This is a genomic window from Streptomyces sp. NP-1717, from assembly GCF_022695985.1.
Lineage (GTDB): Bacteria > Actinomycetota > Actinomycetes > Streptomycetales > Streptomycetaceae > Streptomyces.
This window is the reverse complement of the sequence record NZ_JAAPBF010000299.1, coordinates 1-6959: the sequence shown is the minus strand read 5'-3', so window position 1 is coordinate 6959 and position 6959 is coordinate 1. Positions and strand designations below refer to the sequence as shown.

Here is a 6959-nt window from a genome sequence, read left to right as displayed (position 1 = left end):
ATCCGCGGACGCCGCACACGCACCAGTTCCAGGTGTGGCTTCCGTACGACGCGGCGGTGCTCAACGAGGCGGCCGTACGGCAGGCCGAGGAGACCGGTGTGACGCTGTTCCGCCGCTGGTTCGAGCCGGGCGCGGGGCCGCCCGGTGTGGCGGTGGCGGAGGTGACGGTGGGGTCGGCCGGCCTGGAGTGGACGGCGGACGACGTCCGGCGGGCCGTGGGTGAGTTCATGGCGCGGGTGGCGCGGGCGGCGCGCGTGGCGACGGAGAGCGGCCCCGCCGATTGACCGAGGGTGTCAATCGTCCGCCGCGCTGTCAGTGGTGGCGTGCAGCATGGGTGCATGAGCGTGACCATCGACATCACCGGGCTGCCCCACGAGCGCGTCGTCTTCGGACCCTCCCCGCTCGCGGAGCTGGGCGCCGCCCTGCACGCGCTGTCCGAGCCCGGCCACCACGCCCGGCTCCACGGGTGGGTCACTTCCACGTCCGCCGGTCTCAAGCCCGAGCTGGCCGACCGGCTGCACGAGGCGGACTTCCTGTGGCGGTCCGCCCGCTCCGACATCCTGCTGCCCGCCCACCCCCGCGAGACGCTGGCCGAGGAGCTGGACGACCTCGACAGGATGCCGGACGAGCGGTACGTGGCGGCGGCGCTGGAGATCTCCTGCGCCAGTCAGTACGGCACGGGCGCGCCGTCCCCGCTGGTGGACGCCGCGGCGCGCGAACGCACTCTGGAGCTGGCCGCGGCGCGCGGGCCGCGCCAGGCCGCCTTCGTACGGCGCATGCTGAGCGATCCGCCGGCCGTCCGGGGGTGGATACGGCGGCTGCTGGAGGACTGCGACGAGGCGTTCTTCGCGGAGACCTGGCGGCGCGTGCGGGTCCAGCTGGCCGCCGACGCCCGGCACAAGACGGAACTGCTGCGGCGCAAGGGGCTCGCGGACGCCGTCGCCGCCGTCTCGTCGGCCGTGAGCCTCCAGGAGACGGGGACGGGGGGCCTCGCCGTCGTCGTCGACAAGCTCACGTCGGGCGCCACGAGCGCCGCCGGATCGGGTCTGACGTTCCTGCCGACCGCCTTCGGCTGGCCGCATCTGCTGGCGCTGTACGCGCCCGGCTGGCGGCCGGTCGTCCAGTACCCGGTGGGCAGCCCGGAGCCGTCGGGCGGCGCACCCTCGGTGGAGGTCGTCAAGCTCCGTCTGGAGGCGGTCGCGCACCCCATGCGGATGCGGATGTGCCGGAGTCTCGCGCGGGGCTCGTACTCGACGGGCGAGCTCGCCGACGCGTACGGGATCACGGCGCCCGAGGTCTCCCGGCATCTGGCCGTGCTGCGCAAGGCAGGTCTGCTGACGACCCGCCGCCGGGGGCGCTATGTGCTGCATCAGCTGGACGTGACCCTGGTGGCCCGGCTCGGCAGCGACTTCCTGGAGGGCGTGCTGCGCTGACGGGGGACGGCCCGGGCACGGCCTCAGGAACGGGCTCAGGGCCGGAGGCCGGGCTCGGGCCCAGTCGCAGGCTCGGGCCCCGGTCGCAGGCTCGGGCTCAGTCGAAGCGGATGTGCTTGACCCCGGTCCAGGCCCGCCGCAGCCGGTGGCGGAACGCGCTGTCGGTGTTCGGGGCGAGCCGCAGCCCGGCCGACGCGGCGACGGTGTCGGCGACCTGGGGAATCGTCAGGTCGTCCGTACGGATGTGCTCGCCGAACTCCGGCCGGGACAACCGCTCCAGACAGTGGTCCAGCTTCTTGACGGCGAAGCTCTCCCGCTTGAGCCCCAGCCCGAGTCCGCGTTCGGTGAGCCTCTTCAGGACGGTCTCGCGCTCGGCCAGCAGCGCGAAGTGGTGTACCTCGTGCCCCCGCTCGCGCAGTCGGCCGACGATCTCCGCGAAGTAGCCGTCGTCGACGAGCGTCATGGGGGCGATGACCGTGCCGTCGTGCTCGCGCAGCGCCAGATCGAGCATGTCGTGGACGCCCTGCCGCCAGACGGGCAGGTCCTGGAAGTCGCCCCGGAGCCCCGCGGGCAGCATGCGGTGCAGCCCGAACCCGACGTACTCGGGGTCGCAGACGACGCCGCCCGGCAGCCGCCGCGCGATCTCGTGCGCGGTCTGTGTCTTCCCGCCGCCGAAGGGGCCGTTGATCCACAGCAGCATCAGAAGGCGCCGCCCCCGGCGCGCACCAGCCCCGACTCGTACGCGAGCACCACGACCTGTACCCGGTCGCGCAGACCGAGCTTGGTGAGGATCCGGCCCACGTGCGTCTTCACGGTCGCCTCGGAGAGCACCAGCCGGGCGGCGATCTCGCCGTTCGACAGTCCCTGGGCGACCAGCAGCATGACTTCGCGCTCGCGGCCGGTCAGCCGCTCCAGCGCGCCGTTGGCCGCCGCGTTCTCCTTGCCGCTCGGCAGCATGGCCGAGAAGCGGTCGAGCAGCCGCCGTGTCGTGGACGGCGCCACAACCGCGTCACCGCTGTGCACGGCGCGGATCGCGGTCAGCAGTTCGGAAGGAGGTACGTCCTTGAGCATGAAGCCGCTGGCACCCGCCTTGAGCCCCGAGAAGGCGTACTCGTCGAGGTCGAACGTGGTCAGGATGAGCACCTTGGGCGGGTCGGGCTCCGCGCAGATCCGGCGGGTCGCCTCCACACCGTCCAGCCGTGGCATGCGGACGTCCATCAGGACGACGTCCACGGCGGTGCCGCGCAGGTTCTCGATCGCCTCCGCGCCGTCGCCCGCCTCCGCGACGACCTCCATGTCCGGCTGTGCGGCCAGCACCATGCGAAAACCGGTGCGCAGCAGCACCTGGTCGTCGACGAGCATCACGCGGATCGACATCGGCGGGTTCCTTGTCCGTTGGGTCCAGTGGTCGGTCGGGGCGGTCGGTCGGGGCAGTCGGTCAGGGTGGTCGGCCGGGCCGGGCGGGCGCCGGTGGCAGTCGCGTCTCAGTGCGCGGGCTTCAGGGGAAGCAGCGCGCTGATCCGGAAGCCGCCCCCGGGGCGGGGCCCCGCGTCGAGGGTGCCGCCGACCATGCCGACGCGCTCACGCATCCCGATGAGACCGTGCCCCCGGCCGTCCGCGCCACCGTCCACGTACAGCTCGTGGCCCGCGCCGCGCCCGTCGTCCTCGACCAGTAGTCCGAGCCCGTCGTCGAAGTAGACCAGACGCACACTGGCTCCCACGTCGGGTCCGCCGTGCTTGCGGCTGTTCGTCAGGGCCTCCTGCACGATCCGGTACGCGGTGAGCTCCACCCCGCTCGGCAGCGACCGGGGGGTGCCCTCGACCTTGAAGTCCACGGTGAGCCCCGCCGACCGCACCTGTTCGACCAGGTCCTCTATCTGCCGGACGTCGGGCTGCGGCACGTACTCGCCGCTCTCCTTCACGTCCCCGGTCCGCAGCACACCGAGCAGCCGGCGCATCTCCGCCAGTGCCTGCCGTCCGGTGCCCGAGATGGTCTCCAGGGCCTGTCTGGCCTGCTCCGGCGCGGTGTCCAGGACATAGGCGGCGCCGTCGGCCTGGACGACCATCACGGACACGTTGTGCGCGACGACGTCGTGCAGTTCGCGGGCGATCCGCGCGCGCTCGGCGGCGACGGCCACCTTCGCCTGCGCCTCGCGCTCCTTCTCCAGCCGGGTGGCGCGCTCCTCCAGCTCGGCGAAGTACGCGCGACGGGTACGGATGGAGTCGCCGAGCACCCAGGCGAGCACGAAGGGCACGGTCAGCACGACGGTCAGGAAGACCTGTCCGGTGAAGCTGGCCTCGTTCGAGGGCCAGCGCACCGACGCCAGAGGCGCCGCCGCCACTCCGCCGATCAGCCCCAGCCGGGTGGCCCAGCGGGGGCCGCCACGGGCGGCGACGGTGTAGATCAGCGCCAGCATGGCGAAGTCGGCGGGGTTGACGCTGACATCGGCCAGTAGCTGGACCACGCCCAGGACGGCGGTGAGCAGCAGCATCTTGTCCGGGGCACGGCGGCGCAGCGCGACCGTCAGCGACAGCAGGAGGACGACGACGAGGGCCACGAGCTTCCGCTCGGCGCCGGCGCTCCCCTCCACCCCCACCCACAGCACGGAGCACCCGAAGAGCACCACAGCCCAGAAGCTGTCGACGCCCGTCGGGTGCCTGCGGAGAAAATCATAGAGACGCTGCACGTAACCCAGCGTAGGGAAGCGAGAAAGGTAGAAGGGTCAACCGGAGGGCCGATCCGGTCGGTCGGCGCGTACTCCCCAAGGTGGAGACTTGGGCCTGTGACGGATGAGACGTGTCAGTGCGAGGGGACTCAGGGGGCTGCTCCGGCCCCGGAGCCGCGTGGGTGGGCCGAGGCCATGGAGAGCGCGCTGTACGGCCCTCAGGGCTTCTACCGGCGCCCTGAGGGGCCCGCCGGGCACTTCCGCACCTCCGTGCACGCCTCCCCGCTGTTCGCGGCGGCCGTCGCGCGCCTGCTGGTGGCGACGGCAGAGGCGCTGGACGCCGACGAGATCGCGTTGGTCGACGTCGGCGCGGGGCGCGGGGAACTGCTGACGGGGGTCCTGGCCGCCGTACCGGAGGGGGTGACCGTGCGGCCGTACGCCGTCGAGCGGGCCGCGCGCCCACCGGGGCTGGACCCGCGTGTCGAGTGGACCGACCGGCCGCCGGCCGGTGTGCGGGGGCTGCTGGTCGCCAACGAGTGGCTGGACAACGTGCCGGTGGACATCGCCGAGACCGGGCCCGACGGGACGGTGCGGTACGTCCTGGTCGGCCCCGACGGTACGGAGCGGCCCGGTGAGCCGGTCGGCGGCGCGGACGCCGCGTGGCTGGCGCGCTGGTGGCCGGCGGCCGGGCCGGGGTCGCGGGCGGAGATCGGGCGCACGCGCGACGAGGCGTGGGCCGCCGCCGCGGCGACGCTGGACCGGGGGCTGGCGGTGGCCGTCGACTACGCCCATGTACGGGGCGACCGGCCGCTGTTCGGGACGCTGACCGGGTTCCGGGAAGGCCGCGAGGTGCGCCCCGTACCGGACGGGAGCTGTGACATCACCGCGCATGTGGCGCTGGACGCGTGCGCGGCGGCGGTCGCGGTGGACGGTGCGGGCGGCGCGGTCGACGGCTCAGCCCGCAGGGGCGGCTCGGCGGCCTTCGTACTGAGTCAGCGCGAGGCCCTGCACCGTCTGGGCGTGAGCGGACGGCGCCCGCCGCTCTCCCTCGCCTCGTCCGACCCCGCCTCCTACGTACGCGCGCTCGCCGCCGCCGGTGAGGCCGCCGAACTGACCGCCCGCGGCGGGCTCGGCGACTTCGGCTGGCTGATGACCCCCGTCCGGACCGCTCTGAGAGACTGGGCCCCATGACGGAGACCACCCGCACGACGGTCGGCATCGGCGGCGCGGCCGAGAGCACGGACATGGTGCTCAACATCGGGCCCCAGCACCCCTCCACGCACGGTGTGCTCCGACTGCGACTGGTACTCGACGGCGAGGTGATCCAGCACGCCGAGCCGGTCATCGGCTATATGCACCGGGGCGCCGAGAAGCTCTTCGAGGCGCGCGACTACCGCCAGATCGTGATGCTCGCCAACCGCCACGACTGGCTGTCGGCGTTCTCCAACGAGCTGGGTGTGGTCATGGCCGTCGAGCGCATGCTCGGCATGGAGGTGCCGCAGCGCGCCGTCTGGACCCGGACGCTGCTCGCCGAGCTGAACCGGATGCTCAACCATCTGATGTTCCTCGGCTCCTACCCCCTCGAACTGGGCGGGATCACCCCGGTGTTCCACGCGTTCCGTGAGCGCGAGGAGCTTCAGGCCGTCATGGAGGAGGTCTCCGGCGGCCGGATGCACTTCATGTTCAACCGGGTCGGCGGTCTCAAGGAGGATCTGCCCGCGGGCTGGCTGGGCCGCGCCAGGCACGCCGTCTCCGAGGTCCGTTCGCGGATGGACGTGTACGACAGGCTGGTCCTCGGCAACGAGATCTTCCGGGGCCGGACCCGCGGGGTGGGCGTCCTCTCGGCGAAGGCCGTGCACGCGTACGGGGTTTCGGGGCCGATCGCGCGCGCCTCGGGCGTGGACTTCGATCTGCGCCGCGACGAGCCGTACCTCGCGTACGGCGAACTCCAGGACACCCTTGAGGTCGTCACCCGCGAGGCGGGCGACTGTCTGGCCCGCTTCGAGTGCCTGCTGGGGCAGACCCACAACTCGCTGGACCTCGCGGACGCGTGTCTGGACCGCATCGCGGACCTGGAGCCCGGTCCGATCAACCAGCGGCTGCCCAAGGTCCTCAAGGCGCCCGAGGGCCACACGTACGCCTGGACCGAGAACCCGCTCGGCATCAACGGCTACTACCTGGTGTCGAAGGGCGAGAAGACGCCGTACCGGCTGAAGCTGCGCTCGGCGTCCTTCAACAACATCCAGGCCCTCACCGAACTGCTGCCGGGCACGCTGGTCGCCGACATGGTGGCGATCCTCGGCTCACTCTTCTTCGTCGTCGGCGACATCGACAAGTAGGCCGAGCGCCTCGACAGAGACCGCGCCGGACCGGCCAAGGGCGTGTGCGGTCTGGGGCCTGTCTTCAAAGTCCCGCCTGGCCCGTGACGCCCGGCACGGCACCTCGCCGCGTTGTCGGACTAGGCCGAGTACGCCCCCAGTACGAGGCCGATCCTCCGCCTTGCGATGCACCGCACCAGCCGCCGCGGGCCCCGCCCTACGGGCGGACGGCGCTACTTCGAGACGGGCACTAGGAGCCGATCGCGCTGCGCAGTTGCCCCAGGGGCAGCGGCTCGGTCTCGTCGTGTTCGGTCAGGTCGATGACCTGGCCCACCGCCCGGTCGTCGCCCCCGCTCCGGACGGCCAGGGCCTCCTCGCCGGCCACATCGGCCAGGTCCTCGCGCTGTGCTCGCTCCAGCTGCGCCGGCTCCGCCCGTCCGGCCCCGGTCTCGGGGGCGTCCTCCGCCGCGTCGGCGGGCGGTTCACTCTCCGCCGGGCCGCCCTTCTGCGTACCGAAGAAGTCGAACCCTCCCTCGGGGCCC

The 6959-nt window shown here is 72.8% G+C and carries 6 protein-coding genes and 2 pseudogenes; 4 read left to right on the top strand and 4 right to left on the bottom strand.

Going from position 1 to position 6959, the window contains the following annotated elements; translation table 11 throughout:
* Window positions 1-284: pseudogene (locus GXP76_RS32685) on the top strand (threonine aldolase); the annotation flags it as partial.
* A gap of 54 nt (window positions 285-338) precedes the next feature.
* Complete coding sequence (locus GXP76_RS32680) at window positions 339-1433, top strand: DUF5937 family protein (RefSeq protein ID WP_242575242.1); 1095 nt, start codon at window positions 339-341, stop codon at window positions 1431-1433.
* 97 nt (window positions 1434-1530) lie between these two features.
* Here the strand turns inward: GXP76_RS32680 and GXP76_RS32675 are convergent, their stop codons facing one another.
* From GXP76_RS32675 to GXP76_RS32665, 3 genes are all read right to left on the bottom strand, one after another.
* On the bottom strand, window positions 1531-2133 hold the full coding sequence (locus tag GXP76_RS32675) for an AAA family ATPase (RefSeq protein ID WP_242575241.1): 603 nt from the start codon (window positions 2131-2133) through the stop codon (window positions 1531-1533).
* A complete protein-coding gene (locus GXP76_RS32670; protein WP_242575240.1) occupies window positions 2133-2810 on the bottom strand; it encodes a response regulator transcription factor in 678 nt (225 codons plus the stop codon). Before GXP76_RS32670 ends, GXP76_RS32675 begins: the two co-directional genes overlap by 1 nt.
* A gap of 107 nt (window positions 2811-2917) precedes the next feature.
* A complete protein-coding gene (locus GXP76_RS32665) occupies window positions 2918-4120 on the bottom strand; it encodes a sensor histidine kinase (RefSeq protein WP_242575239.1) in 1203 nt (400 codons plus the stop codon).
* A gap of 174 nt (window positions 4121-4294) precedes the next feature.
* Between GXP76_RS32665 and GXP76_RS32660 the strand changes: the two genes are divergently transcribed.
* Together GXP76_RS32660 and GXP76_RS32655 are read left to right on the top strand one after the other, a co-directional pair.
* Window positions 4295-5290, top strand: coding sequence for an SAM-dependent methyltransferase (locus GXP76_RS32660; RefSeq protein ID WP_242575238.1), 996 nt, complete (start codon window positions 4295-4297; stop codon window positions 5288-5290).
* Window positions 5287-6438: an NADH-quinone oxidoreductase subunit D gene (locus tag GXP76_RS32655; protein ID WP_242575237.1), complete on the top strand. Its 1152-nt coding sequence runs from the start codon at window positions 5287-5289 to the stop codon at window positions 6436-6438. The genes GXP76_RS32660 and GXP76_RS32655 overlap by 4 nt, the downstream gene beginning before the upstream one ends.
* Window positions 6439-6667: 229 nt before the next feature.
* On the opposite strand, the pseudogene GXP76_RS32650 reads toward GXP76_RS32655, so the two are convergent.
* Window positions 6668-6959: pseudogene (locus GXP76_RS32650) on the bottom strand (hypothetical protein); the annotation flags it as partial.